The sequence below is a fragment of the Flaviflexus sp. genome (assembly GCF_052087705.1).
Taxonomy (GTDB): domain Bacteria; phylum Actinomycetota; class Actinomycetes; order Actinomycetales; family Actinomycetaceae; genus Flaviflexus; species Flaviflexus ciconiae.
Window position 1 is genome coordinate 47,119 of record NZ_JBQCYC010000011.1, and the last position, 24,974, is coordinate 72,092.

Annotated in this window: 19 protein-coding genes; 13 read left to right on the forward strand and 6 right to left on the reverse strand. The window is 60.9% G+C overall.

Annotation, left to right across the window (positions count from 1 at the left end):
• Window positions 1-74: 74 nt before the first annotated feature.
• The 4 genes from purS to gdhA all read left to right on the forward strand — a co-directional run bounded on the left by purS (window position 75) and on the right by gdhA (window position 4,836).
• Window positions 75-326, forward strand: coding sequence for a phosphoribosylformylglycinamidine synthase subunit PurS (gene purS / locus ACTHUY_RS07415; protein ID WP_126704095.1), 252 nt, complete (start codon window positions 75-77; stop codon window positions 324-326).
• Window positions 323-1,012, forward strand: a complete 690-nt coding sequence (purQ, locus tag ACTHUY_RS07420) for a phosphoribosylformylglycinamidine synthase subunit PurQ (protein WP_126704094.1) — start codon at window positions 323-325, stop codon at window positions 1,010-1,012. The genes purS and purQ overlap by 4 nt, the downstream gene beginning before the upstream one ends.
• Window positions 1,009-3,267 (forward strand): phosphoribosylformylglycinamidine synthase subunit PurL, encoded by a 2,259-nt coding sequence (gene purL, locus ACTHUY_RS07425; RefSeq protein WP_441678294.1) that lies wholly within the window; start codon window positions 1,009-1,011, stop codon window positions 3,265-3,267. Before purQ ends, purL begins: the two co-directional genes overlap by 4 nt.
• Window positions 3,268-3,483: 216 nt before the next feature.
• Window positions 3,484-4,836 carry an NADP-specific glutamate dehydrogenase gene (gene gdhA, locus ACTHUY_RS07430; protein ID WP_441678296.1) on the forward strand — a complete coding sequence of 451 codons (1,353 nt, stop codon included), beginning with the start codon at window positions 3,484-3,486 and terminating at the stop codon, window positions 4,834-4,836.
• A 182-nt stretch (window positions 4,837-5,018) separates the two neighbouring features.
• Here the strand turns inward: gdhA and ptsP are convergent, their stop codons facing one another.
• On the reverse strand, window positions 5,019-6,701 hold the full coding sequence (ptsP, locus tag ACTHUY_RS07435; RefSeq protein ID WP_441678298.1) for a phosphoenolpyruvate--protein phosphotransferase: 1,683 nt from the start codon (window positions 6,699-6,701) through the stop codon (window positions 5,019-5,021).
• Window positions 6,702-6,913: 212 nt separating this feature from the next.
• On the opposite strand from ptsP, the gene ACTHUY_RS07440 reads away from it, so the two are divergent.
• The 6 genes from ACTHUY_RS07440 to purM all read left to right on the forward strand — a co-directional run bounded on the left by ACTHUY_RS07440 (window position 6,914) and on the right by purM (window position 16,160).
• Entirely contained in the window at window positions 6,914-11,296 is a 4,383-nt protein-coding gene (locus tag ACTHUY_RS07440; RefSeq protein ID WP_441678299.1) for a bifunctional metallophosphatase/5'-nucleotidase, read from the forward strand.
• 130 nt (window positions 11,297-11,426) lie between these two features.
• Complete coding sequence (locus tag ACTHUY_RS07445) at window positions 11,427-11,801, forward strand: sterol carrier family protein (RefSeq protein ID WP_441675799.1); 375 nt, start codon at window positions 11,427-11,429, stop codon at window positions 11,799-11,801.
• Window positions 11,791-12,054 (forward strand): hypothetical protein, encoded by a 264-nt coding sequence (locus tag ACTHUY_RS07450; protein WP_441675800.1) that lies wholly within the window; start codon window positions 11,791-11,793, stop codon window positions 12,052-12,054. Before ACTHUY_RS07445 ends, ACTHUY_RS07450 begins: the two co-directional genes overlap by 11 nt.
• 9 nt (window positions 12,055-12,063) lie before the next feature.
• Window positions 12,064-13,632, forward strand: coding sequence for an RNB domain-containing ribonuclease (locus ACTHUY_RS07455; protein ID WP_441678301.1), 1,569 nt, complete (start codon window positions 12,064-12,066; stop codon window positions 13,630-13,632).
• A complete protein-coding gene (purF, locus tag ACTHUY_RS07460; protein WP_441678303.1) occupies window positions 13,622-15,085 on the forward strand; it encodes an amidophosphoribosyltransferase in 1,464 nt (487 codons plus the stop codon). Before ACTHUY_RS07455 ends, purF begins: the two co-directional genes overlap by 11 nt.
• 1 nt (window position 15,086) lies before the next feature.
• The gene (gene purM, locus ACTHUY_RS07465; RefSeq protein WP_441678305.1) at window positions 15,087-16,160 is read left to right on the forward strand and encodes a phosphoribosylformylglycinamidine cyclo-ligase; all 1,074 of its coding nucleotides are present in this window, start codon (window positions 15,087-15,089) and stop codon (window positions 16,158-16,160) included.
• A gap of 253 nt (window positions 16,161-16,413) precedes the next feature.
• Here the strand turns inward: purM and ACTHUY_RS07470 are convergent, their stop codons facing one another.
• Entirely contained in the window at window positions 16,414-16,638 is a 225-nt protein-coding gene (locus tag ACTHUY_RS07470; protein WP_441655184.1) for a DUF3073 domain-containing protein, read from the reverse strand.
• Window positions 16,639-16,814: 176 nt separating this feature from the next.
• On the opposite strand from ACTHUY_RS07470, the gene ACTHUY_RS07475 reads away from it, so the two are divergent.
• Entirely contained in the window at window positions 16,815-17,003 is a 189-nt protein-coding gene (locus tag ACTHUY_RS07475; RefSeq protein ID WP_441678307.1) for a BldC family transcriptional regulator, read from the forward strand.
• 94 nt (window positions 17,004-17,097) lie between these two features.
• On the opposite strand, the gene ACTHUY_RS07480 is transcribed toward ACTHUY_RS07475, so the two are convergent.
• The gene (locus ACTHUY_RS07480) at window positions 17,098-17,382 is read right to left on the reverse strand and encodes a DUF3618 domain-containing protein (protein WP_126704085.1); all 285 of its coding nucleotides are present in this window, start codon (window positions 17,380-17,382) and stop codon (window positions 17,098-17,100) included.
• Window positions 17,375-17,848, reverse strand: a complete 474-nt coding sequence (locus ACTHUY_RS07485; protein WP_126704084.1) for a phage holin family protein — start codon at window positions 17,846-17,848, stop codon at window positions 17,375-17,377. The genes ACTHUY_RS07480 and ACTHUY_RS07485 overlap by 8 nt, the downstream gene beginning before the upstream one ends.
• Before the next feature lie 290 nt (window positions 17,849-18,138).
• Between ACTHUY_RS07485 and ACTHUY_RS07490 the strand changes: the two genes are divergently transcribed.
• Entirely contained in the window at window positions 18,139-21,507 is a 3,369-nt protein-coding gene (locus ACTHUY_RS07490) for an ExeM/NucH family extracellular endonuclease (protein ID WP_441678309.1), read from the forward strand.
• A gap of 184 nt (window positions 21,508-21,691) precedes the next feature.
• Here ACTHUY_RS07490 and ACTHUY_RS07495 read toward each other — a convergent pair whose 3' ends face one another.
• Entirely contained in the window at window positions 21,692-23,329 is a 1,638-nt protein-coding gene (locus ACTHUY_RS07495) for an FAD-binding protein (protein WP_441678311.1), read from the reverse strand.
• Window positions 23,330-23,675: 346 nt separating this feature from the next.
• Here ACTHUY_RS07495 and ACTHUY_RS07500 point away from each other — a divergent pair, with 346 nt between their 5' ends.
• Window positions 23,676-24,239, forward strand: a complete 564-nt coding sequence (locus ACTHUY_RS07500) for a TetR/AcrR family transcriptional regulator (protein ID WP_441678313.1) — start codon at window positions 23,676-23,678, stop codon at window positions 24,237-24,239.
• A gap of 46 nt (window positions 24,240-24,285) precedes the next feature.
• Here ACTHUY_RS07500 and ACTHUY_RS07505 read toward each other — a convergent pair whose 3' ends face one another.
• Window positions 24,286-24,972 carry a class I SAM-dependent methyltransferase gene (locus tag ACTHUY_RS07505; RefSeq protein WP_441678326.1) on the reverse strand — a complete coding sequence of 229 codons (687 nt, stop codon included), beginning with the start codon at window positions 24,970-24,972 and terminating at the stop codon, window positions 24,286-24,288.
• Window positions 24,973-24,974 lie beyond the last annotated feature (2 nt).

The window sequence follows — 24,974 nt, forward strand, 5'->3', positions numbered from 1 at the left end:
GAGCGGTGACGGTTTCTGGCTCGCAGGGCAGACTGCGAAGCGATATCGAACCTGTTGACGCTACAGTTGATCCCATGGGACGCATCATTGTAGAAGTCATGCCAAAGCCTGAAATCCTTGATCCGCAAGGAAAGGCTATCGCCGGGGCCCTGCCACACCAGGGTCTTAACATTTTTACCGATGTTCGCCAGGGAAAGCGGTTCGAGTTGACCGTTGAAGGCGACGTCACAGAGGCGGACCTTGAGGCCGCCAAGAAGGCCGCCGAGACGGTCCTGTCCAATCCCGTGATCGAAGACGTTGTCGGCGTATATGCGGAGGAACAGTGAAAGTCGGTGTCATCACCTTCCCCGGGTCGCTTGATGAGGGGGACGCACGCCGGGCCGTGAAGCTTGCTGGCGGCGAAGCAGTCGAACTGTGGCATGCAGATTCCGATCTCAAGGGAGTCGATGCCGTTATCATCCCCGGAGGTTTTTCCTACGGTGACTACCTGCGGTGTGGCGCAATCGCTGCGCTCGCCCCGGTCATGTCGTCCGTGATTGACCGCGCCAAGTCAGGCATGCCGGTCCTGGGTATCTGCAACGGCTTCCAGGTGCTGTGCGAGGCGGGGCTGCTTCCCGGCGCGCTCGTGCGTAACGACCACCAGAAATTCATTTGCCGGGAGCAGAAGCTGCGGGTCGAGAACAACCGCACTTCGTGGACCTCAGCATTCGATGAGAATGCCGAGATTGTTATTCCGTTGAAGAACGGCGAGGGCTCTTTCCAGGCGCACGACTCCACGATTGAGGAGCTGGAGGGTGAGGGTCGCGTTGTCTTCCGTTACCTCGATGTGAACCCGAACGGGTCTCGCAATGACATTGCGGGAATCACGAACGAGGCCGGCACCATTGTTGGCCTCATGCCGCACCCGGAACATGCCGTTGAGGCTGGCTTCGGTCCCGACGGAGCTGATGGCATCCGTACCGGCGTTGATGGCCTTCCGATCTTCCAGTCGCTCATGGGGGTTCTGAGATGATTCACGATACTGTCGACAATGCTGCGTCCACTCCGGACGAGGAGATGCCGTACGCGGCCCTCGGCCTAAAGGATGACGAGTACGCGCGAATCAAGGACCTGCTGGGCAGGCGCCCAACGAACGCCGAGCTCGCCATGTACTCCGTGATGTGGTCGGAGCACTGCTCCTACAAGTCTTCCAAGAAGCACCTGTCCGCCCAGTTTGGTCAGAAGACCACGGATGAGATGCGCAAGCATCTTCTTGTTGGCATGGGCCAGAACGCTGGCGTTGTGGACGTGGGTGACGGATGGGCGGTGACCTTCAAGGTCGAGTCCCACAACTCCCCGTCCTACGTGGAGCCCTACCAGGGCGCGGCCACCGGCGTGGGCGGTATCGTCCGCGACATCATCGCCATGGGTGCCCGCCCCGTTGCCGTCATGGATCAGCTTCGCTTCGGTGACCCGAACGAGCCGGACACGTGGCGCGTGGCCAACGGTGCCATCGCCGGTATTGCGGGCTACGGCAACTCCCTTGGCCTGCCAAACATCGGTGGCGAGGTCGAGTTCGATTCGTCCTACCAGGGCAACCCGCTCGTTAACGCGCTCGCGGTAGGCGTGCTCCGCCACGAGGACATTCACCTGGCCAATGCCGAAGGTGCGGGCAACAAGGTTGTGCTGTTCGGTGCCCGCACGGGCGGCGACGGTATCGGCGGCGCCTCGATTCTTGCTTCGGAGGCCTTCGAGGGCGGCATGCCAACCAAGCGTCCGTCGGTTCAGGTGGGCGACCCCTTCATGGAGAAGATCCTCATCGAATGCTGCCTCGAGCTGTTCCAGAACGGTCTCGTCGAGGCCATTCAGGACCTTGGTGCTGCAGGTATTTCCTGCGCCACCTCGGAGCTTGCCGCGAACGGTAATTCGGGTATGCACGTGAACCTGGAAGAGGTTCTCCTGCGCGACTCCACCCTGAATGCTGGCGAGATCCTCATGTCGGAATCCCAGGAGCGGATGATGGCGGTGGTGGCCCCCGAGCGTCTCGATGAGTTCATGAAGATCATCGACAAGTGGGAAGTGGAGGCCTCCGTGATCGGTGAGGTGACCGGTGACGGACGCCTGACCATCGACCACAACGGCCACCGGATCGTTGACGTGGACCCAAAGACGGTTGCCGTTGATGGACCGGTCTACGACCGTCCCTACGCCCGCCCCGACTGGCAGGACACCCTCCAGGCCGATACGAGCGAGAAGCTGGAACGCCCCGCCGCGGGTGGTGAGCTACGCGAGCAGCTCATCCGCGTCCTGCACTCCCCGAACCAGGCTCCGAAGGACTGGGTGACCAGCCAGTACGACCGCTTCGTTCGCGGCAATACCGCTCTGGCGCAGCCGGACGATGCCGGGGTCATCCGCGTCGACGAAGAAACCGGACGCGGGGTGGCCGTTGCGACGGATGCCAACGGCTGGTTCACGAAGCTCGACCCGTACGAAGGTGCCCGTCACGCACTCGCGGAGTCCTACCGGAACGTCGCCACGGTCGGTGCGAAGCCGATTGCGATCTCCGACTGCCTGAACTTCGGTAACCCCGAGGACCCGGACCTGATGTGGCAGCTTGTGCAGGCCATGGAAGGCCTCGCGGACGGCTGCGTGGAACTTGGGATCCCCGTTACCGGCGGCAACGTCTCCCTCTACAACTCGTCGGGCGACGAGTCCATCAACCCCACTCCGGTTGTTGCCATGCTCGGCGTCCTCGATGACGTCAAGACGGCACGTCCCTCCGGATGGACGGAAGAAGGGCTTGCAATCCTGGCATTGGGCGAAGTCGCGGACGAACTCGACGGTTCCGCATGGGCTCGCACCATCCACGACCACCTCGGTGGCCTGCCCCCGAAGGTTGACTTGGCGCAGGAAGTCGCGCTGGGCAACGTTCTGGTTGCGCTCGCGGAAGCCGATGTCACCAAAGCCGCTCACGACGTGTCGAATGGTGGACTTGTCCAGACGCTCACCGACATGGTGCTGCGCTACCGGATGGGTGCCTCGATCGACCTGCAGAAGCTCGGTGCCGATGACTTCACGGCACTCTTCTCCGAGTCGCAGGCTCGTGCAGTCATTGCTGTTCCCGAGCACCTACTCCCCGCGGTCCACGCAGCGGCGGAAGCCGAGGGTGTTGTGGCGGCAAGAATCGGCACGACCGGCGGTGACAGGCTCGTAATCCAGGGCGAGGAAATCTACTCGTTCCTCATCGACGAGCTTGTCGGTCCCGCTCCTCGAGCACCGCAGAACTGACTCTTGTCACGCGCCGAATGAAGGCGTAAAATGCCCTCCCTCACGATTGGTCTCCTTGCTTCAAGGAAAAAGATCGTAGGGGAGGGCTTTATTTCCGCCAATTTTCTCGTACTGTCCGTTTCATAAGCCGCGATCAGCGCAAACTCGATGAAATGTGGAATATTTCGCAGTGGACAGTATCGACCTGGTTTCCTTTCATGAACTAGCGTGTCAGTCATGAGTAGCACTGCGAATGATTACATCGAGTCAGTCCGTAGGGAACTGGCTGTACGCAACCCCGGCGAGAAGGAATTCCATGAAGCCGTCACTGGCGTTCTGGATTCGCTCGCCCCTGTGCTCGAGCAGCATCCCGAGTACCGGGATTTTGCCATTCTTGAGCGCATTGTCGAACCGGAGCGGATGATCCACTTCCGTGTTCCCTGGGTTGACGATGATGGCGTGTACCACGTCAACCGCGGCTACCGTGTCCAGTTCAACTCGACCCTCGGCCCGATCAAGGGCGGTCTCCGTTTCCATCCGACGGTCTCCGCATCAATCGTGAAATTCCTGGGCTTCGAGCAGATCTTCAAGAATGCTCTCACCGCCCAGCAGATCGGCGGCGGCAAGGGCGGCTCGGACTTCGACCCGCACGGCCGTTCAGACAACGAAATCATGCGGTTCTGCCAGTCTTTCATGACCGGCCTGTACCGCCACGTCGGCTCCAAGGTCGATATCCCCGCCGGTGACATTGGTGTGGGCGGACGCGAGATCGGCTACCTGTTCGGCCAGTACAAGCGCCTCGTCGGTAGCTTCGAAGCCGGCATGATCACCGGTAAGGGCCTGGGATGGGGCGGGTCGCTGATCCGCACCGAGGCCACCGGCTATGGCCTGGTCGCCTTCACCCGCGAAATGCTACAGACCCGCGGCGAAGACTTTGAAGGTCAGACGGTTTCCGTATCCGGTTCCGGTAACGTCGCCATCTACTCGATTGAGAAGCTTCTTGCGCTCGGCGCCAAGCCCGTCACCTTCTCCGACTCGTCCGGCTGGGTCTACGACGCCGAAGGCGTCGACCTTGAGCTACTCAAGGAAATCAAGGACGTTCGCCGTGGTCGCGTTGCCGATTACGTGAAGGAACGCCCGTCCGCCGAGCTCCACACCGACGGTGCCGTCTGGGACGTCCCCGTTGACGTTGCTCTCCCGTGCGCTACCCAGTACGAAATTGACGGCGACCATGCCCGCACGCTCGTCAAGAACGGCGTCAAGGCCGTAGCCGAGGGTGCCAACATGCCGACCGATGCCGAGGGTATTGAGGTCTTCGAGGCCGCCGACCTGCTGTACGGCCCAGGCAAGGCCGCCAATGCCGGTGGCGTTGCCGTCTCCGCCCTGGAAATGCAGCAGAACTCTGCACGCCAGTCCTGGACCCGCGAAGATATTGCCGACCGTCTCGACTCGATCATGCAGGACATTCACCGCCAGTGCGTCGAAGCGTCCGAGAAGTACACGGGCCGCCCCGACGACTATGTCGTAGGCTCCAACGCTGCAGGCTTCGTCCGGGTGGCCGAAGCAATGCTCGACCAGGGCGTCGTCTAAGCAACGTAAGTCTCGTTCAAACAGCGAAGAGCACAGAGGTGTCGGGGTGAAGCGAGGAAACTCGCCTCACCCCGACACTCATATTGGAACGCCCTCGGGCCGTGCTGACAAAACGTGCGCAATAGATCGATCCCGAGGAGCCAGTGCTGACCTGGTGCCTCGGGATCGATGTACGGGTGCGGCTAGGCGGACGTGCCCTTGCCCTGCAGGATGGCGATGGCGGTCTGCCGGGCCTTGATTGGGTCGGGTGCGTGCAGGACGGCCTCGGCTGCTTCCCGGCACTGCTGAAGGGTGACTTCGGAGAGTCGGGATCCGACGTAGGCGATGGCACCCGGAGCCATGGAGAGCGATGTGACTCCCATGCCGATGAGGACGGCGGCGAGATTCGGGTCGGCCGCGGCTTCGCCGCAGACACCAACGGGCTTGCCGTGCCGGACGCCGGCCTGGGCAACTTGATTGATCAGGGTGAGAACGGCGGGCTGCCAGTTGTCGGTGTAGGTCGCGAGGTTAGCGTTGCCGCGGTCCGCTGCCATGACGTACTGGGTGAGATCGTTTGTTCCAAGCGACACGAAATCAACTTCTTCGAGGAACTGGTCGATCATGATTGCCGCTGCCGGTACTTCGATCATGATTCCGGCCTTGAGGCCACGCTCTCGAATAAGGCCGGCAAACCAGCGGCCCTCTGACACGGTGGAGACCATGGGCGCCATGATCCAGTTCGGGCCATCGTGTTCCGCGGAGGCGGTGACGATCGCATCGATCTGACGCGTGAGGAGGCCTTCGTCGATCCCGGAGGTGCGCAGGCCGCGCACGCCGAGGGCAGGGTTTTCTTCGTTCGGTACAGAAGCGAAAGCAACAGGTTTATCGGATCCGGCATCGAGGGTTCGAACAACGATCTTGGCACCGGGGAAACGTCCAAAGACGCTGCGGTACAGGTCCGTCTGCTCATCAATGCTGGGTTCGGTCGGGGTGTTGAGGAATGAGAGCTCGGTGCGGAACAGGCCGATTCCGGCTGCTTGAGAGGCCTCGGCACGTTCCGCGCCGGCCCGGTCCTGGATGTTGGCGAGCAGTTCGACGGGATGCTCGTCCTTGGTCTGCGCGGGGCCGGTCCATTCCCTCGCATGTGCGCGCCTCTTCGCGTCGTTTTCGGAGAGGGTTGTGGCGAGATCAACGTCCGGATCGAGCGAGTATTCGCCGGAATCGCCATCCATGATGATCATGGAATCTTCGGGGATCTTCTCCAGGTCCCGTGCGGCAACGATGCAGGGGATGGAGAGCTGACGACAGATGATCGACGTGTGGGAGGTTGGCCCGCCCAGCCGGGTGATAATGCCGAGAATGAGTTCCGGGTCGAGACCGGCAGTGTCGGCGGGTGCCAGATCATCGGCGAGGAGGATGATGGGTTCGTCGGGCGTGGGGATCCCGGGTTCGGGGTGCCCTTCGAGTTCGGCGATGACGCGATTGCGCATGTCAACCAGGTCGGTGATCCGCTCTTCCATGAGCCCGCCCTGGGCACGGAATACGTCCACGAACATTTGGGTTGCTTGAGTGACGGCCTGAACTGGGGGAGTGCCGTTAGCTATTCGCTTGGACACATCCTTCCGCCATCCCTTGTCTTTGGCGAAGCCTGCGGAGACAGCGAGAATATCGGAGGCTGTTCCAACGGTGTTTGCGGCTCGGGTGAGAAGGCGGTCCGCTACGGCCTCGGAGGCGGCGAGGAAGCGTTCGTTCTCAGCGTCGCGCTCTGATTCGGGAAGGTCGGGCGCGGTGTCGGCTGGCTCGGGGACGACTCTGGCCCACGCGGTCTTTGCGTACGAGATTCCCGGTACTACTGGTGTCCCCGTGAGGGTGAGTGACGCTTGCATGTGCCGTTCCTTCCCGATCTGCATTCATGCCTTGTTGCTGTGGTTGCCAGTATGCTTCATCCGCTGACTGTGTTGGATCGAAACAACTGGTAATCATGATCATCCTAGGGGTTATTTAGTCGATCACCATCTGCCCAGTTTTAACCCGATGTTTACTGCTTCCGTGTATGTTAAGTGTGTCATATGTTCACCCAGTGATAAGGACGTAAGTGATGCGAATTCACCTACAGGGCACCAGACGCCCCATCGCTGTGGCTGCCACCGTTGCCCTGGCCGCTGTGGGACTTTCAGTCCCGGCAGCCGCCGCGCCGGTGGAGGACGACTCCGAGAACACCGGAAGCGTTGCGCCGCAGGAGACGACGACCGAACCGCAGGATGTCGCGGTTGAACCCCAGAACACCAATACCGAGCCTGTCACGATTGACCTTGTCGGAATCACCGATTTCCACGGTTACATCGAGACCGCTCCGTTCCTGAAGACGCAGATCGATGAGATCCGCGCACAGAACCCCGACACTCACTTCGTGTCGGCCGGTGACAACATTGGCGGCTCGGCCTATGTCTCGTCGATCGCCAACGATCAGCCCACTCTCGACATTCTCGATGCCATGGGCCTCGACGTGTCGGCGGTTGGTAACCACGAGTTTGATCAGGGCTATGCGGACCTTCGGGACCGTGTGATCCCCGATGTTGACTTCTCCTACCTCGGTGCAAACGTCGGCGGTGCAGATGAGATTGCGGAGCCACCGTACGACATCGTTGATATCGATGGCGTGAACGTTGCCTTTATTGGCACCGTCACCGAAACCACCCCGACGATCGTCTCCAAGGACGGCGTGGCGGGCCTGACCTTCAACGATCCGGTTGCTGTCACCAACGACATTGCTGCCGACCTCAAGGACGGCGATGACGCCAACGGAGAGGCCGACGTTGTTGTCTCCCTGTTCCACGAGGGCGATTCCTTTGCAAAGGGACTTGGCGCTGACGTTGACCTGGTCTTTGCTGGCCACACCCACATTGTTTCGGAGACCACCACCGACGGTGGCGCCCCGATCCTCCAGGCTGGTGAATACGGCAAGAACTTTGCTCACGCCTCCCTGACGGTTGCGGTTGACGGCACCATCACCATTGATTCACAGGCGATTGTTGCCCTCGATGAGACGGTAACCCCCGATGCTGATGTCGAGGCACTCGTTGATGACGCTGTCGCCGAGGCCGAGGTGCTTGGCGCCGAGGTCCTCGCTGAGATCACTGATAATGCATGGCGCGGCACCAATGATGGAACGGATCCCGGTGCGAACCGCGGCACCGAGTCGTCGATGGGCAACCACCTTGCCAACGCCGCACTGTTCACTGCGGAGAACTTCGATATGGGAGCCGACTTCGGCATCATCAACCCGGGTGGTGTCCGCGCGGACATGGACCAGGACGGCAATGGTGAAGTGACCTACGGCGAGGCCTACACGACCCAGCCGTTCGGCAACACGATCGGCACGATCGACCTCACGGGCGAGCAGGTTTACACCATGCTCGAGCAGCAGTTCCAGCCCGAGCAGCCCCGCCCGGTTCTCCGCCTTGGCCTGTCGGACAATGTGACCTACACGTACGATCCGACGGCTGAAGATGGTGGCGATATCACCGGTGTTTGGATCGACGGTGAAGCCGTTGACCCGGCAGCTACCTACACGATTGCTTCGAACACGTTCCTCCTCGGTGGCCAGGATGGCTTCACCGTTTTCACCGAGGGCACGAACTTCCGCGAGACCGGCTACGTCGATCTCAACGGCTACGTGGACTACCTTGAGGCGGGCCACGGCGAGACGATCCCCGCTGGTCAGCGTTCCATTGGCCTTGTCTTTGACGAGACCGAGCTGGTTGCCGGTGGCACGCTCGACATTGAGCTCTCCTCGCTCGCGTTCACCGCATTCGAGGAGAAGCCGACCACGGTCACGCTCTCGATTGACGGTGTCGAGGTTGGTTCCGCCGACATCGACACCACCGTCACTTCCAGCATTGATGACACCGGTACCGCAACCGTTGAGGCAACCATCCCCGCGGTTGTTGCCGACGACGCTGAGCTTCGCATTGTCACGACCTATGAAGATGGCTCGGTCGACACCGACTTCGCCCTTCCGGTTGAGATTGCCGGCGGCGTACAGGCTCTCGACATTGTCGGTATCACCGATTTCCACGGTTACATCGAGACCGCTCCGTTCCTGAAGACGCAGATCGATGAGATCCGCGCACAGAACCCCGACACTCACTTCGTGTCGGCCGGTGACAACATTGGCGGCTCGGCCTATGTCTCGTCGATCGCCAACGATCAGCCCACTCTCGACATTCTCGATGCCATGGGCCTCGACGTGTCGGCGGTTGGTAACCACGAGTTTGATCAGGGCTATGCGGACCTTCGGGACCGTGTGATCCCCGATGTTGACTTCTCCTACCTCGGTGCAAACGTCGGCGGTGCAGATGAGATTGCGGAGCCCCCATACGAACTCGTCGAGGTTGAGGGCGTCACGGTTGCCTACATTGGCACCGTGACGGCTGACACTCCGAATATCGTTGCTCAGGACGGCATTGCTGGCCTGACCTTCAACGATCCGGTTGCCGTCACCAACGACATTGCTGCCGACCTCAAGGACGGCGACGACGCCAACGGCGAAGCCGACATCGTTGTCTCCCTGTTCCACGAGGGTGACACCTTCGCGAAGGGTCTCGACGAGAACGTCGACCTGGTCTTTGCTGGCCACACCCACATCGTTTCCGAGGACACCACCGACGGTGGCGCCCCGATCCTCCAGGCTGGCGAATACGGCAAGAACTTTGCTCACGCCCGCATCCTCCTCGCCGCTGACGGTGCTGACATTGTCCTCACCGAGATCGTCGAGCTTGACGAGACCGTTGCGGCAGACCCGGACATCGAGGCACTCGTTGATGACGCTGTCGCCGAGGCCGAGGTGCTTGGCGCCGAGGTCCTCGCTGAGATCACTGATAATGCATGGCGCGGCACCAATGATGGAACGGATCCCGGTGCGAACCGCGGCACCGAGTCGTCGATGGGCAACCACCTTGCCAACGCCGCACTGTTCACTGCGGAGAACTTCGATATGGGAGCCGACTTCGGCATCATCAACCCGGGTGGTGTCCGCGCGGACATGGACCAGGACGGCAATGGTGAAGTGACCTACGGCGAGGCCTACACGACCCAGCCGTTCGGCAACACGATCGGCACGATCGACCTCACGGGCGAGCAGGTTTACACCATGCTCGAGCAGCAGTTCCAGCCCGAGCAGCCCCGCCCGGTTCTCCGCCTTGGCCTGTCGGACAATGTGACCTACACGTACGATCCGACGGCTGAAGATGGTGGCGATATCACCGGTGTTTGGATCGACGGTGAAGCCGTTGACCCGGCAGCTACCTACACGATTGCTTCGAACACGTTCCTCCTCGGTGGCCAGGATGGCTTCACCGTTTTCACCGAGGGCACGAACTTCCGCGAGACCGGCTACGTCGATCTCAACGGCTACGTGGACTACCTTGAGGCGGGCCACGGCGAGACGATCCCCGCTGGCCAGCGTTCGATCGGCCTCGAGATCGGTGAGCAGCAGTTTGCCGCTGGCGAGACCGTCAACGTGTCCCTTTCCTCCCTCGCGTTCACCGCGTTCGAAGAGAAGCCGACCACGGTCACCCTGTCCCTCAACGGTGAAGAGGTTGGTTCCGCCGACATCGACACCACCGTCACTTCCAGCATCGACGACACCGGTCAGGCAACCGTTGAGGCTGCCCTTCCGGGCGATGCTCCGGAAGAGTCGGTCCTGCGGATCGTCACGACCTTCGAAGATGGCTCGGTCGACACCGATGTTGAGATCCCGGTGACGGTTCTTGTTTCCGATACCAAGCCTGAGCCGATTCCCGGCAAGTGGTTCTACGTCTCCAACGACTGGACCGCTTCCGAGGCCTCCATTGAGTTCGCCTATGGACGTGTCAACGACGTTGTTCTCGTGGGTGACTGGGACGGTGACGGCGCCGATACCCTCGCGGTCCGCCGCGGCCACACCTACTACTTCAAGAACTCCCTTGTTGGTGGCCAGGCCGATGTTGAACTCCGCTACGGCCGTGACGACGACGTTGTTCTCGTGGGTGACTGGGACGGTGACGGCGTGGATACCCTCGCTGTCCGTCGCGGTGACACCTACTTCATCAAGAACGACCTGACCGGTGGCCAGGCTGACGCCGTCATCAACTACGGCCGTGACGCCGATGAGGTTTACGCAGGCGACTGGGATAACGATGGTGAAGACACCCTCGCTGTCCGCCGCGGCGACACCTTCTTCGTCAAGAACACGATGACCGGCGGTAACGCCGACGTTGAGTTCCACTACGGTCGCGCAAGCGACGAGGTCTTCGCCGGTGACTGGGATGGTAACGACGGTGATTCGTTCGCGCTTCGCCGTGGCCACACCTGGTTCATGAAGAACGACCTGGCCGGCGGCAACGCCGACCTCGTCCTCAACTACGGCCGTACCGGCGACGATGCATTCGTCGGCGACTGGGATGGCGACGAGATTGACACCCCGGCAGTACGCCGCTAATGAGCTAACGCTGCCAGGCCTCCGCTAGGAGGCAGGCTGCGAGAAGACACAAGCCTGAGGCGCCCACGAAAGTGGGCGCCTCAGCTATTGCCGAAACGACCCTGCGCGCCGGGGAAGCTATCCTGGTGGAATGAGAAGGCGGATTGAACCGGTAGTACTCGATGGGATCATTGGGCGCTACGTGGCTGGTGAGGAGCTGAGTGCGGGGGAGAAGCGCACCGCGGGACGCGGCGCACTCGAAGAGATCGCGACATTGAGCCCCGGGAAGTCCGTGGAGATCAGGGTGCCCTACGTGGGTGCCGTCCAAGCCATTGCCGGTCCACGGCATACTCGCGGCACCCCGCCGAACGTTGTCGAGATCGATCTCGATACGTGGCTGGACCTGACGGTGGGGGCGGTAAGCTGGGATGATGCAGTCGACGCGGGTAAAGTGGGGGCATCGGGCGTGAGAGCAGACCTCTCCGCCTATCTGCCACTGTTTCGAGGAAGTAAGAATGGAATCTGAGCAGCCGGAGTTCTACGTAACGAACCCAAGACGGGCTCCGCGGTACGGGCGCTTCATGTTCCTAGGAGCGGTGCTCGGAGCGATCGTTGGCCTACTCATCGTCCAGTTCGGTCCCGGTGCCGGCTACTACGCCATTGGCGACGTCGTAACGGCCACGCTTCTCACCGCCGTTCCGGTCGGGATTTTCCTTGGAGCGCTCGTTGCCCTCCTGCTCGATCGCAAATCTCTGAAGAAATCGAAGAAGTTGGACTAGCCTGAAAACGTGGCTCAGCGAATAGTCCGCGTTAACGTGGCACAACCCCAGGAAATGGTCAGCGCGCTGGTTACCCTGCGCGAAAAGCTGAAGATACCCGAGGAGTATCCTCAGGAGGCGGTTGACGACATCCGAACCGTCGACCTGAGCGAATACCCTGACCGGCGGGACATTCCCTTTGTCACAATCGACCCGCCGGGCGCTGCGGATCTCGACCAGGCCATGCACCTGTCCCGCGAAGGCGACGGCTACCTCGTTCGCTACGCAATCAGTGCCGTCGGCCTCTTCATTGAACCGGGTAGCCGCCTCGACCAGGAAGTGCACAACCGGGGAGTGACCTACTACGGCCCCGACGGTTCCATCCCACTTCACCCCAGGGAGCTCTCTGCGGGCGTAGCGTCGCTGCTTGAGGGGGAGGATAGGCCCGCCTACCTCTGGTACCTTCATCTGGATTCTGAGGGTGCTTTAAGCCATTCCTGGGTGGAACTTGCCGTTGTACGGTCGCGGGCCCAGCTCACCTACGAAGAAGTGCAGGAATCCCACGACACCGGGAAGGTGCTCGCGGACGACGTGCCCGCCGACCTGACCCGCCTGCTTGCCGAAATCGGGAGGCTGAGAATCCATCGCGAGATTGCTCGCGGTGGCATATCGCTGGACCTGCCCGAGCAGAACATCGAGGCCGCAGACGGTGGCTACCAGTTGGTCTACCGTGCGGTCACCGAGATCGATGAGTGGAACGCACAGATTTCGTTGCTGACGGGGATGGCGGCAGCGCGCATGATGCTCGACGCTGGCGTCGGAATTCTCCGCACCCTGCCTGCCGCCCGCGAAAAGGACTATGTGCGCCTGCGCCAGGTCGCGCACGCCCTCGATCTCGACTGGCCGAGGGACGTGTCCTATCCGGACTATGTGCGTTCCCTCAACTCCGAAGAACCAAAGCACGCCGCCTTCCTCAACGAAGCCGTCGGCCTGTTCCGCGGCGCCTCCTATCTCGCACTCGGCGTGGAGGAGCAGGAGAGCGGTAGAGATAAGAATAATGATGGCGGCAAGGGCGGCAAGAACAACGCTGGTAAAGATGCTGCCGACAAGGACAGGGGCGACAGGGAGGTCGGCAACGATGCATACTCCGAGCACGCCGCTATTGCTTCCGCCTACGCTCACGTGACGGCTCCGCTACGGCGCCTTGTTGATCGTTACAGCCTTGAAGTGTGCCGCTGCCTTTGCGCGGGTGAGCCGATCCCGCAGTGGGTTCTGGATGCTCTTCCGAAGCTCCCGAGGGAAATGGCCAAGGCAGGCCAGCGGGCCTCAAACTACGAGAATGGCGCCATTAACGCCCTCGAGGGCCTGATCCTCACCGGCCGAGAGGGGGAAGTCTTCTACGGAGTGGTCGTTGAAGCATCCGAACCCAAGGAAGGCTCCGAGGAGCAGCGCGGTAGTGTCATGCTGTCCGATCCTGCCGTTGAGGCTTCCGTGACCGGCAAGAACCTGCCTGTCGGTACAGATGTTCGGGTGAGACTGACAGAGGTCTTGCCCACCGGACCCCGCTTCCAACTTGTAAAGGGAAAGCATGCAAAATGATGGTCGGCTCACCCATGTTCTCGATCCAGAGGACAAGGGCCAGGATGAATGCGGCGTGTTCGGCGTGTGGGCGCCGGGCGAAGATGTCGCAAGCCTGACCTACTTCGGGCTCTACGCGCTCCAGCACAGGGGCCAAGAGTCCGCCGGAATCGCCACCTCCAACGGGAAGCAGATCCTGATCTACAAGGATATGGGTCTTGTCTCCCAGATCTTTAACGAAGATCACCTCCACCCGCTGACCGGGCACATCGCCGTTGGCCACGTCCGCTACGCCACGACCGGCAAGTCCCATTGGCAAAACGCACAGCCCACGCTCGGCCCGACCCCGTTCGGAACCGTTGCCCTTGGGCACAACGGCAATCTCATCAACACCCAGGCCCTCATGGCCAAGGTGCGTGACGACGCGGGCGAGGACCTCACGGGTGAACTGGGCAGGGGCTCCTCGACCGATACCGCTGTTATCACGGCCCTTCTCGGTGCCGCTGACAACTACGACTCCCTCGAGGAAGCGGCCCCCGGGATCCTGCCCACCCTCAAGGGCGCTTTTACGCTCGTGTTCATGGATGAAGGGACGCTGTATGCAGCCCGGGACCCCTACGGCTTCCGCCCACTCGTTCTGGGCCGCCTGTCGGCCGGTTGGGTCGTTGCTTCCGAGACAGCGGCCCTCGACATCATCGGCGCCACGTTCGTCCGCGAAATCGAGCCCGGTGAACTCCTCATCATCAACGAAGCGGGGCCGCGCTCGGTTCGTTTCGCCGATGCAACCCCGAAGGGCTGCATCTTTGAATACGTGTACTTGGCCCGCCCCGACACGAAGATCGCGGGCAGGGGAGTCAATGCATCGAGGAACGAAATGGGGCGGGCGCTAGCTCGCGAACACCCGGTTGATGCCGACATCGTGATCGCCACACCGGACTCGGGCACGCCCGCCGCCATCGGTTACGCCCAGGAGTCCGGGATCCCCTACGCCCAGGGTCTCGTGAAGAACGCCTACGTGGGTCGTACCTTTATTCAGCCCACCCAGACCATGCGTCAGCTCGGTATCCGCCTCAAGCTCAACCCGATGAGTGAAGTCATCGAAGGTAAGCGGATCGTTGTTGTCGACGACTCGATCGTCCGCGGCAACACGCAGCGTGCGCTTGTCCGCATGCTGCGCGAAGCGGGCGCCGCCGAGATTCACGTCCGCATCTCGTCCCCACCGGTGGAATGGCCGTGCTACTTCGGAATCGACTTCGCGACCCGTGCGGAGCTCATTGCATCCGGTCTGAACGTTGACGAGATCTGCCAGTCTATTGGCGCGGACACCCTTGGCTTCATCTCCCCGGAGGGGATGATTGCGGCCACCACAATCCCCGAATCGAAGCTGTGCACCGCCTGCTTCTCCGGTAAGTACCCGATCCCGGTCGACCACGCGAAGGTCGCCGCCGGGCTGGATCCAGCAGTGGAGGAATAAGTTGAAGATCACCTACTCACAGGCGGGTGTCGACACCCGGGCGGGCGACCGCGCCGTTGAACTCATGAAGTCGGCCGTAGCCTCGACCCACAACACCAACGTGATCGGCGGCGTGGGCGGCTTCGCTGGCCTTCTCGACGCATCCGAGCTCCTGAAATACGGCAAGCCGCTCCTTGCCACCTCAACGGACGGTGTTGGCACGAAGGTCGCGATCGCCCAGGCTCTCGACATTCACGACACGATTGGCCAGGACCTGGTCGGCATGGTCGTCGACGACATTGTCGTGGTCGGGGCAAAACCCCTTCTCATGACCGACTACATTGCCTGCGGGAAGGTCGTCCCCGAGCGGATCGCCGACCTTGTCCGCGGCATCGCCACCGCCTGCGCCTCGATCAACACCCCGCTGCTCGGTGGGGAAACGGCCGAACATCCCGGACTTCTCGGTGAAGAAGAGTACGACGTCGCAGGAGCAGCCACCGGCGTTGTCGAAGCGGACAGCGTTCTCGGCCCCGAGCGGGTCCGGGAAGGCGATGCCATTATCGCCATGGCCTCCTCGGGCATCCACTCCAACGGCTACTCCCTAGTTCGCAAGGTTCTTGAAGTTGCCGGATGGAGCTACGAGAAGCACGTGGATGATCTGGGAACGACAATCGGACAGGAACTGCTCGTACCGACGCGTCTTTATACAAACGTGTGTTTGGAGATGGCAAATCGTGCACATGCCTTCTGCCACGTGACCGGAGGCGGCCTGGCAGCCAATCTGGCGCGAGTCATGCCGGCGGGCCTACTTGCCGAAGTTTCCCGCTGGGAGGTTCCGCCGATCTTCAAGGTCATTGCCGATCTCGGTGGCGTCCCCACGGCGGACCTCGAGGGTACCCTCAACCTCGGCATCGGCATGCTTGCCGTCGTTCCCGCAGAGCACGCACAGGCCACCATCGCCGCCTCCGTCGCCGCGGGTATCCCCGCCTGGGACGCTGGCGTTGTCCGCACCGATGATGGTGGGGAAGCGCTCCGCGGCGCCAAGGGAGTGGACGGCGGCGGCGTCCGCCTCACCGGCACCTACATCGGTCTCTAAGACCACCCCGGTGCCGGACCGCACCGATAACCAATGCCAAGAACCCGCGGGAAACCGCGGGTTCTTGCCGGCTAAGGAGATGGGTATGTGGGTGAGGGATGGCGTTACCGCGGGTGCCGTGTAGCGGGCTATCGGGGCTGAGTTATGGGAGTTGCGGATACAGCTGGGAGTTTGAGGATACAGCTAGGGGGCACGGCTTGTGCCGCGCCCCCTATGTTTAGCTTCTAACTAGGAGCACTAGTGATGCCGAGGATCAGGCTTCGTCTTCCTCGTCCTCATCCTCGCCGTAGTAGTCCTCATAGTCGGAATACTGATCGTCGTAGTCGTCTGACTCGTCGTAGCTTTCCGACTCTTCATAACCCTCGTCTCCCCTGGAGACAAGCTCACGCTCCAGCGCTCGGTAGTCAGTTTCCGGGCTGGAGTACTTCAGTGTGCGAGCAACTTTGCGTTGCTTGGCCTTTTGACGGCCGCGCCCCATGGCGTCGACCCCCCTCAACTAGATCGGTCAGTTATCTTGCGCCTCAAAGGTACATCGATGGCACCCAACATTCTACGTCATGGCCAGCAATTCCGGAATTCGGGACCTTGGACCCCGAAGAACCGTGACATTTGCTGAGAATCTGGACATAGCGTCCGCGAGTCCGAGGAGGACACATGCAAACACAGTACGAGCAGGAACTGCTCACCCCATCGCAGGTCGCCGCGCTTTTTCACGTCGATCCCAAGACCGTGACCAGATGGGCGAATGCAGGGAAACTATCATCGATCCGCACACTCGGGGGGCACCGTCGCTTCCGGAAGGACGAGGTCGAAAAGCTTCTGGAATCAACGTCAGGCCACTAACCGAGGCCGATAGCTCCAGAGCAAAAGCAAGGGGGTGAGAGGAACACATCCGCCTCTCACCCCCTTGTCATGCCCAAACGGGCTGGGTCGTCAACTACTTCTTCAGGATCAGGTACCCGGCGAGCGCCACAGTCGCCACCGCCGCGACGATGATTCCGATCGATGCCGCATCTCCTTTGCCAGCATCGTCGGCGACCCCGCGTGCCTTATCGGCAAACTCGTTAGCTTTGTTCTTGGCCTGATCGGCCGCAGCCTTCGCGTTGGCCTTCGGGTCAAGTCGGCGTGCGAGCTCGTCGACAGTGTCTGTCAGCTCGGCGCGGGTCCTCTGCAGGTCGGCCTCAATGTCAGCCGCTGAACGCTTGGGAGCCGATTCACTCATTCTTGTTCAGTCCCTTCTTCGCTGCCTCAATGTCGTTTATGAGCCCCGACTTCGGGTCAACAACGTGCTTGTTTGAGGCCTTGAGGCTCTTAATCCCAATCAGGGCAAGGATGCCGCAGATCAGGAGGATAACGACGCCGACGATAAGAGCGGCAAGCCAGAGCGGCACCGCATTCGCCAGTCCGTAAACGGCGGCAAGGAGAAGGATCCCGAGCGCATAGAGGGCAAGGACGCCAGCAATCGCAAAGAAGACTACGCCCCCCGCGACCTTCGACGCCTTCGCCTTCGCCTGAACCTTTGCGAGCTCAATCTCGTCACGAATCAGGCGGGAGAAGCGTTCGGTCACCCCCGCCACGAGCTCACCAATAGACCGTGGGGATTCCTTCTCGTTGACCGGTGGGAGGCTGGTGCCTCCAAGGTCATTGGGGACTGCCGGTCCCTGGTTTGGATGTCCGGATGCTGTCACCGTTCATCTCCTTCCGATGAACTCGTCATTTGATCTCACTCACTCTATCGCGAACAACGGTGTAATGCGTAGCAAAACGTATGCTCATGGCGATCAGACAAGGTAACCGGAGAGTGAATCTCCGATGTCGAATTGTTATGAAATAAGTGATTCACGCCTCTAACCAGTGTAATTTGTGGGACGCTAGTGCAGATGCACAAGGCGTCTATTTTGACCTGCATGAAAAGAGATATTTAATGAAGGCATATACGAGTAGAAGGACGGCGTTAGTCGGTGCATGTGCACTGGTCATGACGCCGATATGGGCGTTACCCGCCCAGGCAACACCAGAAAACGACAACGTCGTCATCAACGAGCTGTACCTGCGTGGCGGCTCCAACAACCAGCCCTACACCCACAAGTTTGTAGAGCTTTACAACCCAACCGACGCTGAGATTAGCCTCGATGGAATGTCCCTCCAGTACTTCTCATCGAAGGGTGCAGACGCGAGCAACAACGTTAGCCTCGAGGGATACAGCATTGAAGCTGGCGGATACTTCCTCGTCCGCGGCGGTACGAATGGATCAAACGGCGAGGCAGTGCCTAACGTCGACCTTGTCGCGGGCGGATTGAACCCCGGCGGCGCCAACGGAGCAATCGCCCTTGTTGATGGCTCGGCAGACGTCGACGGCGTAGCTGCTGGCGATGTTTCCGGTAATGAGAACTTCATCGATTTCGTCGGCTACGGTAAGTCGGTCAAGTTCGAGACCGAGGCTGCTTCTTACGATGGTGGAAACTCCGATCCGGGTTCCATCACTCGTACCGATGGCCTGGACACCGATGACAACTCGGCCGACTTTGACTTCGTGACTGTACCGACCCCACAGGGCTCCGATGATACCGCGCCGGACCCGGATCCCGATCCGGACCCTGATCCGGATCCCGAGCTCGTAGCAATTGAAGACATTCAGGGCACGAGTGACACGACTCCGATGGACGGTGACGAGGTAATCACTCGTGGCGTTGTTACCGGCGTATACACCTCTGGTGGTTTCAACGGTGTCTACCTGCAGACCCCCGGAACCGGTGGCGAGATCGGCGATGCCTCGCACGGTATCTTCGTCTACTCGGGCTCGATGGCAAATGATGTCGAATACGGCGAATACGTTGAGGTCGCCGGCACCGCCGGCGAGTACTTCACGCTTACCCAGCTCAGCAACCCGACCTGGGAGGTGCTCGATGAAACCGTTGAAGCCCCGATTCCCGCTGTCGTAACTCCTGCCGACCTGGCAACGGATGAACAGCGCGAGGCCCTCGAGGGCATGCTCATCGATGTGTCAGCTATCGAGTTCACCGTGACCGACTCCTACCAGACGAATGCGCACGGGCAGGTTGCTCTTGCCATGGATAGCGCGGCACTTCCCACCGAGACGGATATCTACAACCCCGTCACGGAACAGGCCGAGCACGATGCTCTTGTGGCGGAGAACTACTCCAAGATGCTGACCCTGGACGATGGTTCGTCGTACAACTACACGGACTTCCGGTTCGATGACCACGAGATCCCGGTTCCTTACCTCAACCTCGATACCCCGCTCCGCGTGGGTGCGGGTGCTGAGATCACGGATCCCGTGATCCTCGACTACCGCTACCAGTGGAACCTCCAGCCCACCGAGCGCATCACCGGTGAGAACGATGACTTCGCGGTCTTCGAGGACACTCGCGCAGCCGAGGCTGAGGCACCCGAAGTTGGTGGCGACATCACGATCTCGACATTCAACGTCCTGAACTACTTCACGACCCTCGGTGTCGACCTTTCCGGCTGTAGTGCCTATAGCGACCGTGAGGGCAGCCCGATTTCCGTTCGCGGTGGCTGCCTGGTCCGTGGAGCGTGGGATGCAGAGAATCTGGCACGCCAGGAAGGCAAGATCGTCACTGCAATCGAAGAGCTTGATGCTTCGGTTGTTGGCCTTGAAGAGATCGAGAACTCCGCCCCGTTCGGTAAGGATCGCGACGATGCTCTCGCCAACCTCGTTGATGCTCTGAACGCCAATGCTGGCTTTGACAAGTGGGCCTACGCCGAGTCCCCGGCTGACCTTCCCGAGGACGAGGACGTTATTCGTCTCGCCTTTATCTACCAGGTCGACGAAGTGACCCCGACCGAGGAATCGAAGATTCTCATCGGAGACGACGCCTTCCACAACGCGCGTGAGCCGCTGGGTCAGGCCTGGCAGGGACTCGACGATGCTGGTGAGCCGGTGGGTGAAGAGTTCGTGACCATCACCAACCACTTCAAGTCGAAGGGCTCCGGAACCGACGACGGCACCGGCCAGGGCAACGCCAACCCCGACCGCATCAACCAGGCGAATGCTCTTCTTGACTTCGCAGAAGCCGAGTACGCGGAGCATCCCGTGTTCCTCGTTGGTGACTTCAACTCCTACGGTGCAGAGGACCCGCTGCGGGCCCTCGAAGCCGACGGCTACGTGAACCTGCTTGCCGAAAAGAGCGAGCAGATCGGTGAGCACCTCTACACTTACACCTTCGATAAGAGGGCGGGATCGCTCGACCACATCTTCGCTTCCGAAACCGCTCACGACTGGGTTGTCGACACCGACGTGTGGAACATCAACTCCGTTGAGTCCGTAGGTATGGAGTACTCGCGGCACAACTACAACGTGACGAACCTCTTCGAGGCCGACATCGCGTTCCGCTCCTCCGACCATGACCCGATCAAGGTCGGCCTGGACGTCCCGGGCCTCAACGACATTGTTGTTGTCGAGACCGAGGCTCCGGCCTTTGCCGACAACGTCATCTCGATCCCGACCGTTGAGGGCGTTGAGTACCTCATTGACGGTGAGGTTGTGACCGGCGATGTGGAGATTACCGAGGATACGACGGTGACCGCTCGTGCTTTGGACGGCTACGAGCTGTCCGAAGGGTCTGCGACCTCGTGGACCCTCGAGTACGTTGCACCGGTCCTTCCGGACCCGAAGGGCAATGTCTTCTACGTCTCTGATGACTGGAACGGCGGCGACTTCGTTGACGCCTTCGCATACGGACGCATTGGCGACGAGGTCTACGCAGGTGACTGGGATGGTGACGGCTACGACACGCTCGCCGTCCGCCGCGGTAAGACCTTCTACGTTATCAACGAGCTCAAGGGCGGCGACGCCGATGCTGAGTTCAAGTACGGGCGCCTCGGTGACGAAGTTCTTGTCGGTGACTGGAACAACGACGGTACGGACACCTTTGGTGTTCGCCGCGGTCACACCTTCTACCTGAACAACGAACTCATTGGTGGTAACGCCGAGGTCGAGTTCAAGTACGGCCGCGACGGCGACGACGTTCTGGTCGGCGACTGGGATGGTACCGATGGCGATACGATCACGATCCGCCGTGGCTCCGTCTACTACGTCAACAACGAGCACCTCGGTGGCAACGCCAAGATTGTCTATAACTACGGTTGGGCAAGCGATGAGGCGCTCGCGGGTGACTTCGATGGCGACGGAATCGACACCGTGTCGATCCGCCGTGCGAACGTCTTCCACATCAACAACGCGCTCACGGGCGGCGATGCTGACCACGAGGTCAAGATCGGCCGCGCCAGCGACGCGGTCCTCATCGGCGACTGGAATGGTGACGGAGTAGATACTCCGATCCTCAACCGGGTTGTCCGCTAAGGATTCTTCACGAGTAAATAACACAATCCCGCCCCACCGAAATACTGGTGGGGCGGGATTGCTGGCTATCCCAGAAGCGATACCTGCGAAGTCACGGAAGGCGAAGACTTCTATGTAGGCCCGTTTCTGCTGCGCCGTAGTCGTTCCTCGAAGAGGCCACTGCTCCGAGGAAGGACTAGCTTAGTTAGTTCTTTGCCATGTGGCGGGCTGCCAACATGCCGAACACGGCGGCGGGACCAATTGTGGAGCCGGGGCCCGGGTAGGTGTGGCCCATAACGGAGGCAGTGGTGTTGCCTGCCGCATAGAGGCCCTCGATGATGGTGCCGTCCTCGCGGAGCACGCGGGACACGGTGTCGGTAATGACGCCGCCCTTCGTTCCCAGGTCGCCTGCCACCAACTTGTACGCCGTGTAAGGGCCCTTTTCGAAGACGCCGAGCGAGGAGTTCGGGCGAACCGTCGGGTCGCCGTAGTAGCGGTCGTAGGCCGAGTTGCCCCTGCCGAAGTCCTGGTCGATACCGGTGCGTGCGAAGCCGTTGAAACGCTCGACGGTTGCGCGGAGGTTACCCGGGTTGACGTTGATCTTCCGAGCCAGCTCGTCGATGGTCTTTGCCTTGTGGAGGAGACGGTTCTCCTCCATGCCCTTCACGACACCCGGCATGATCGAGAACGTCCGGAAGTAACGCTTGTTGTAGGGGCCGGCCGTCAGGAACCAGTAGTCGCCACCGCGGTCGTGATCAAGCATATGGTGCCCGAGATCAACATAGGACTCGGCTTCATTGGCGAAACGCTTACCCTGAGCATCGACGATCATTGAGTAGGGAAGTGCGCGCTCGCCCACGAGGAAGGACGGGTCCGCTTCCGCGCTGTAGGGGGCTAGCGAGCCACCCCACCAGGCGTCCTCCATGTAGTCGATAGCCGCACCGAGTTCCATCGCCAGCTCGATGGGTTGACCAACGTTACCGGGAGCACCCGAGGTATATCCCTTAACGTTCTGGTACTTCTGACGCCATTCCTGATTGGACTCGAAGCCGCCAGCGCCCAGCATGACGCCCTTGCGTGCGCGCAGAACGCGTTCACCAGCGCTGTCCTTGACGCGAACACCGACAACGCGTTCACCTTCCACCTCGAGGCCAACCGCCGGAGTGTTGAGGTACAGCGGAACCCTGCCCTTGATGAGAACGGCCTGGGCGAAGTGCGCCATGAGGGCGCCACCGATACCGGTGAGCTTCTTACCGGTCACCAAGCCGCCGAGGGTGCGGAACACGAACTCGGCTCCGCGAACAAAACCGGCCGGGGTCGACCAGGACCGCCCGAGCAACCACACGTCATCGGTGCGGATCGGTAGCGGCATCGCGTTGCGCTGCGTATCCGACCAGGTGCCATTCTTCTTCAGGTCAAAGTTTGTTGCTTCGATCGAGCGACCGATCTTGCCGCCCGGAAGCTCCGGGTAGTAGTCCGGATAGTCCTTGCCTCGCATGAATGACATGCCGTGGTTCTCGGCAGTGCGAACGAAGTCCTCAATGCCATCAACGTAGGCTTCGATTCGTTCCCGAGAGGAGGCAGGCCCGGGCTTACCGATTGTCTGCTCCATGTATTCAATAGCTTCTTCGCGCGAATCTCCCGCACGGTCGCGCTTCATAAGCGGGTTGTTCGGTAGCCACATGCCACCGCCCGACATAGCGGAGTTGCCGCCCCACTGGTCGGTGGACTCCACCATGACCACGCTCAGTCCCTCATCGATCGCCCCGAGAGCGGTCGCGAAGGCCGCGCTACCGCTGCCGACGACGACAACGTCGAAGACCTCATCCTGCTTTGCTGGCATTACGTCACCTCATTGTGTTGTGCTTCCCTAACCGGACATGGTTGTCCGGTTAGGTGTATGGTTCGATACTAATGAGGGAACTGCGTTTGTGCGAGTATTTTCTTGAAGAGATCCAAACCAGGCGTGAAGTCGCTGGACACGGGCCCACGAAACGTGACCTGATCGCGCCAAGGAAGGCGGGATAGCAACGGCTGAGAAAGCCGAACCGGGTCTTGGTCATGGTGTGACGCACGGTGAGAGAGCAACTGTTTGGTAGGTTCTTGAAGTAGTTCGGCCTTAACAAGTCCGGAATCGAGAGCGAGTGAACTGGTGGGTGCCTGAAATGGAGTCACCGAAGGGAGTCGGTATGGGGACACGCAAGCCGAACCGCGGGCCCGCCGTGACGGCTTCGAACCGTGCGGCGCTCATGTCGGCGGCGCGTTCCATCTTTGCTTCGAAGGGCTTAAGCGCACCGCTTTCCTCCATCGCCAAGAAGGCAGGCGTAAGCCAGGGAGTGCTGTACCGGCACTTCCGTTCGCGTATGGACCTGGTGGTAGCTGTCTTTGACGAGAATATGGAAAAGGTAGATCGGGCGCTCGCGGACAAGGCGGCGGACGAGCTCGGGTTCGATGCTGCGTGGCGAAAACTTGTCGAACTGACCATGAGCGACGTGGCTTTTATCGAAACTGCCGTGCACTCGAACACCGACCCCCGTATCCATCAACTCGGTGTTGATATTCGGAACATCCTCAACCCCCTTGTCGCGGAAGCCAAGGAAGCGGGCAGGTTGAAGGACGAGACGACGGTTGAAACGCTCTTCCTGGCGCTCCGCGCCATCTACGGCCTTGTCACAACGAACGGCGAGGGGATGGCACCGGTGGGGGACCAGGTCGCGGAGCTCCTTGCCGGACTGGGGCTCCGCGTTCGATAGCGGGGGCCGAGGAGACTCGTGGCCGGGTGGATCGGTGGCCGTGGCTTTACGAAGGCCTGTACGCCGACATGACCCATTGCAGAGCCAGCCTGTCGGGATTCTCCCTGAGCCGGAATGTGTCGCCGTCACGTTCCATGAGGTGCGGCCAGGGGCGCCATGCTGAGTGGTTTGTTTCCTCGAAGGAGTCGATGACTAGCCCGGTGTTGAGAACCGCGGTGAGGATTTCGCTGATCGAGTGATTCCACTCGTGGCTTTTTGTGTGCTGAATCCGGGGAGCGTGCTTGGCGTCGATGTAGCTGCCGTCGTCCTCCCAGGCTTGTGGGGCCCTTTGCTGGAAATAGGGTTGCTCGATTTTGAGCCCCTCGCTCACGTCCTCGCCGATTGCCATGAACATCGGGTGATCATCGCGGATGATGAACCGGCCGCCGGGCATTAGAAGGGAATGGACAACCCGTGCCCACTCGTCAACATCCGGGAGCCAGCACAGGACACCGAGGGAAGTGTAGACCAGGTCGAAATCCTCCGTGACGGCCCTCCGCGCGTCGTAAACATTTGCCTGAACAAAATCGATTTCTGCTCCGGCATGGCCGGCGATTCTGTTGGCGCGCCGGAGTGACTCGGGGGAGAGATCCAGTCCAATGACATGCTCCGCCCCGAGCCGTGCGAGGCTGATCGTGTCGGTTCCCAGGTGGCATTGAAGGTGAAGAACGGACTTCCCGGTCAGGTCACCAATGA

Coding starts and splice junctions, on each gene's coding strand:
- ACTHUY_RS07490 (WP_441678309.1), top strand. CDS start 18,139: ATGACGCCGATATGGGCGTTACCCGCCCAGGCAACACCAGAAAACGAC.
- ACTHUY_RS07500 (WP_441678313.1), top strand. CDS start 23,676: ATGGGGACACGCAAGCCGAACCGCGGGCCCGCCGTGACGGCTTCGAAC.
- purS (WP_126704095.1), top strand. CDS start 75: ATGGGACGCATCATTGTAGAAGTCATGCCAAAGCCTGAAATCCTTGAT.
- purL (WP_441678294.1), top strand. CDS start 1,009: ATGATTCACGATACTGTCGACAATGCTGCGTCCACTCCGGACGAGGAG.
- ACTHUY_RS07495 (WP_441678311.1), bottom strand. CDS start 23,329: ATGCCAGCAAAGCAGGATGAGGTCTTCGACGTTGTCGTCGTCGGCAGC.
- ACTHUY_RS07470 (WP_441655184.1), bottom strand. CDS start 16,638: ATGGGGCGCGGCCGTCAAAAGGCCAAGCAACGCAAAGTTGCTCGCACA.
- ACTHUY_RS07440 (WP_441678299.1), top strand. CDS start 6,914: ATGCGAATTCACCTACAGGGCACCAGACGCCCCATCGCTGTGGCTGCC.
- purF (WP_441678303.1), top strand. CDS start 13,622: ATGCAAAATGATGGTCGGCTCACCCATGTTCTCGATCCAGAGGACAAG.
- ACTHUY_RS07475 (WP_441678307.1), top strand. CDS start 16,815: ATGCAAACACAGTACGAGCAGGAACTGCTCACCCCATCGCAGGTCGCC.
- ACTHUY_RS07480 (WP_126704085.1), bottom strand. CDS start 17,382: ATGAGTGAATCGGCTCCCAAGCGTTCAGCGGCTGACATTGAGGCCGAC.
- gdhA (WP_441678296.1), top strand. CDS start 3,484: ATGAGTAGCACTGCGAATGATTACATCGAGTCAGTCCGTAGGGAACTG.
- ptsP (WP_441678298.1), bottom strand. CDS start 6,701: ATGCAAGCGTCACTCACCCTCACGGGGACACCAGTAGTACCGGGAATC.
- ACTHUY_RS07450 (WP_441675800.1), top strand. CDS start 11,791: ATGGAATCTGAGCAGCCGGAGTTCTACGTAACGAACCCAAGACGGGCT.
- ACTHUY_RS07445 (WP_441675799.1), top strand. CDS start 11,427: ATGAGAAGGCGGATTGAACCGGTAGTACTCGATGGGATCATTGGGCGC.